We start from the raw sequence: 3,595 nt of genomic DNA on the forward strand, positions 1-3,595 counted from the left end.
ATGAGCCTCGCCCGCACCGGCCTCGCCGCCGGCGCCAAACCCAAACGCCGCGCCACCAAGAAGACCGGAAGCCAGGTCACCGGTGACGACCTGGCGTCCCCCATGCAGGGCACCGTCGTCAAGATCGCCGTCGAGGAGGGGCAGCGGGTGGACGAGGGCGACCTCGTCGTCGTCCTGGAGGCGATGAAGATGGAACAACCCATCAACGCCCACCGCGCCGGCACGATCAAGGACCTGGCCGCCGATGCGGGCGTCTCACTCTCCGCCGGCACCGTCATCTGCCGGATCACGGACTGAGGGGCGGCGCGGTCATGCCTCTGAAGTGGATCCTGCACAAGGGCCGGTTCGGCGTGAAGCGGCTGCTGCGGCGGGGCCGCACGCGCACCGCCGCAGCGGCACGGAGACGGGAGTCGCAGCGGTGAACGGGCTCCTGGACCTGTGGACGCTGCGGCTGGTGTTACGCGGTACGGCGCGGCAACCGGCGCCGGGCGCGTGGCCGGGTGTGAGGCCGGGCGCGGGGTACGCCGACGACTCCGCACTCGACCAGGAGGCGCGCGGCGGGGCCGGCTCGTTCGCCGACCCGGCGGACCGGACGCCGTACCGGGGCGCGCACACCGCCCCGCGTGAGGTGATCGGCGCGTACACCGGCTACCCACGTTCCCGGGCCGCCTGCACCCGCGAACCGTGCCGGGACTGCGGAGGTCCGCACGGGCACCCGTCCCTGGCGACGGCCCGTACGCCCGCGGCCCGTACGCCCGCGGCCCGTACGTCCGGGGCCCGTACGTCCGGGGGCGCGCCGCCGCGCTTCTCCCCGTCCCACCCGCCGGGCACCGTACTGATCGCCGTGGTGTCGGAGCGGGCCGGGGCGGACGTGCGGCTCGGCCCCGGCCCGCAGACGGCGGACGTCTGCGCGGCCTCACCGCGCCCGGCGGAACGCGTCGAGGTGCGCCGGGCCGGCGCGTCCGGACGGCGCCGGGTCTCCGGCCGGATCCCGGCCCGCAAGGAGGCGTATCCCCAGGGCCTGGGCACCGACCTCGTCCGGTACCCGGCGGCAGGCTGCCCCGGCGACCCGGAGCCGGACCGGTGGCCGGCCGACCGGCCCGTCCCGGACGCGGAGTGCGGGCCCCGGCACGACGCCGCGGCCGTCGCCCGGGCGTACGCCACCGAACCCCCCTCCACCCGGCTGGTGCCGGTGGACGTCCTCGCGGACGGCCACCGGCCGCCGCGCCGGCGGCACCCGTCCCCGGGGCCGTCACCGGTGTGACCGCCCGCCCCGCGACCCCTACCGACATCGCGGCGCGTACCGCCCGCCGGTACCGCGTCCCGCACCACGAAGCGAGGGATCATGCACTTCCGGATACTCGGCCCGCTCGAGGTCATCGCGGGTGGCCGCCCCGTGACCCTGGGCGGCGTCAGACAGCGCTCCGTCCTCGGTCTGCTGCTGCTCCAGCCCAACCGGGTCATGTCGACGAGCCGGCTCATGTCGGCGATGTGGCCCGAAGTGCCGCCGCCGTCGGCGCGCAAGGTCGTGCAGAACTCCATCTGGGCGCTGCGGCGCCTCCTCACCGAGGGCTCCCAGGAGCGACCCGGCGAGCCACGGGTGAGCCTGCTGACCAAGCCGCCCGGCTACATGCTGAGCCTCGACGCCGACCAGGTGGACATGCAGCGCTTCCAGCGGCTGGTGGAACAGGGCCGGACCGCCCTGTCGGGCGGCGACCCGGAGCAGGCCACCCGGCTGCTCCGTACCGCCCTGGACCTCTGGCAGGGACCGGTGCTCGCCGACCTCGTCGAGTCCGGGCTCGACACGGCCGAGCTGACCGCCGTCCAGAACTACGAACTGGCCGCTCTGGAAGACTACTTCGAGGCCCAGCTCGCGTGTGGCCGGCACCTCGCGGTGCTGGGAGAACTGGAGTCGACGGCCGCCTCCCACGTCCACCGTGAACGGCTCTGCGGACAGCTGATGCTCGCCCTCTACCGGTGCGGCCGGCAGGCCGACGCGCTCGCCGTCTATCGCGGAACCCGTACCGCGCTGCGAGAGCGGTACGGGCTGGAGCCGGGGCACGAGCTGCGGCGACTGGAGATGGCGATCCTCAACCAGGACCCGGCGCTCAGCCTGCCCGGCCCGCACACCCGGTTCGCGCTGCTCGGCCGGAGCGTCGCCTGAAGCCCTCCGAAGCCCCCGAAGCCCTGAAGCCTCGAAGCCCTCAAGCCCTGCCCTGAGCCCTCAAGCGCCGTAGCTCTGACCGCCATTAAGCGCTGAGGCTCCGGACCCCCTACCACCGAACACCCCATCCCCCCTCCCTCTCTCCCTAGGAGTTCACGCATGTCCCTGTCCTCGGACACCGTGCGGACCGACCGGGCGGCGCCCTTCGCCGCCCGGCACGAACCGCCACCGGAACGCATGGGCGCCAGGCGCTGGTGCGTCCTCGCCGTCCTGTGCGCCGCGCAGTTCATGGCCGCGCTCGACTTCTCCATCGTCAGCGTGGCACTGCCCACCATCGGCGACGACCTGGGCTTCGAGCTCTCCCACCTCCAGTGGGTGATCACCGCGTTCGCGCTGCCCTCGGGCGGTTTCCTGCTGCTGTTCTCGCGGGCCGGTGACCTCTACGGCCGGCGCACCTGGTTCCTGATCGGGCTGTCGCTCTTCACCGTCACCTCCCTCGCCGGAGGACTCGCCCAGGAGCCCCTGCCGCTGCTCGCGGCGCGCGTCGGCCAGGGGCTCGCGACCGCGATGATCGTGCCCACCGGCATGGCCCTGATCACCACCTCGTTCCCCGAAGGGCCGCTGCGCAACAAGGCGCTGGGCATCAACGGCGCGCTGCTCTCACTCGGCTTCACCGCCGGTGTCATCCTCGGCGGCGTCATCACCGAGTCGCTGAACTGGCGCTGGACCATGTTCATCAACGTCCCCTTCGGTGTCCTCGCCGTCGTCGTCACCATGCTGCTGGTCGCCGAATCGCGGAACGCGGAGAAGGGCACCCTCGACGTGCCCGGCGCGGTCACCGTCTCCGGCGGGCTGCTGGCCGTCATCTACGGAGTGACCACCGCCGACCGGAGCGGCTGGGCCGACCCGGTGGTCCTGGCGTCCCTCGCCGCCGGTGTGGTGCTCCTCGTGGCCTTCGTACGGGTGGAGTCGCGCAGCGCCTCGCCGCTCGTCCCGCTGCGCGTCCTGAAGCGCCGCACGGTCGGCTGGGGCAACTTCGCGGGCCTCGTCACCTTCTCGATGATCACCTCGGTGGTCTTCCTGATGACGATGTACATGCACCAGGTGATGGCGTACAACCCGCTCAAGATCGGCCTCTGCTTCGCCTCCCTCGGCGGTGCGATGCTCGTGGCCGGTCCGCTGGTGCCCCGTCTGGTACGCGTGTGGGGCCCGGGCGCCACCCTGGCGGCGGGGCTCCTGGTGCAGACCGCCGGCACCCTGATGCTGCTCCTGCTCGGCACCGAGGGCGGGCCGGCTCTGCTCCTCGTCGGCACCGGCATCGCCGGCTGGGGCCACATGATGGCGGTCGTGTCCTACACGATCCCCGCCACCAGCGGGCTGTCCAACGCCCAGCAGGGTGCGGCGAGCGGCCTCGCCACCACCGCCCAACTC

Annotated in this window: 4 protein-coding genes; all 4 read left to right on the plus strand. The window is 73.4% G+C overall.

Annotated features, from left to right (window positions below; genetic code table 11):
- Positions 1–297 (plus strand): acyl-CoA carboxylase biotin carboxyl carrier protein subunit (locus tag ABD347_RS24400; protein WP_344365044.1); only part of this gene is annotated, 297 nt, incomplete at its 5' end.
- Positions 298–418: 121 nt separating this feature from the next.
- Positions 419–1,264, plus strand: a complete 846-nt coding sequence (locus ABD347_RS24405) for a phosphopantheine-transferase PgaX (protein ID WP_344365047.1) — start codon at positions 419–421, stop codon at positions 1,262–1,264.
- 81 nt (positions 1,265–1,345) lie between these two features.
- Entirely contained in the window at positions 1,346–2,164 is an 819-nt protein-coding gene (locus tag ABD347_RS24410; protein WP_344365049.1) for an AfsR/SARP family transcriptional regulator, read from the plus strand.
- 159 nt (positions 2,165–2,323) lie between these two features.
- The coding region (locus ABD347_RS24415) for an MFS transporter (protein WP_344365051.1) at positions 2,324–3,595 on the plus strand (1,272 nt) is incomplete at its 3' end.

The sequence above is a fragment of the Streptomyces gobitricini genome (genome assembly GCF_039532985.1).
In the GTDB taxonomy this organism is placed as follows: Bacteria; Actinomycetota; Actinomycetes; order Streptomycetales; family Streptomycetaceae; genus Streptomyces; species Streptomyces gobitricini.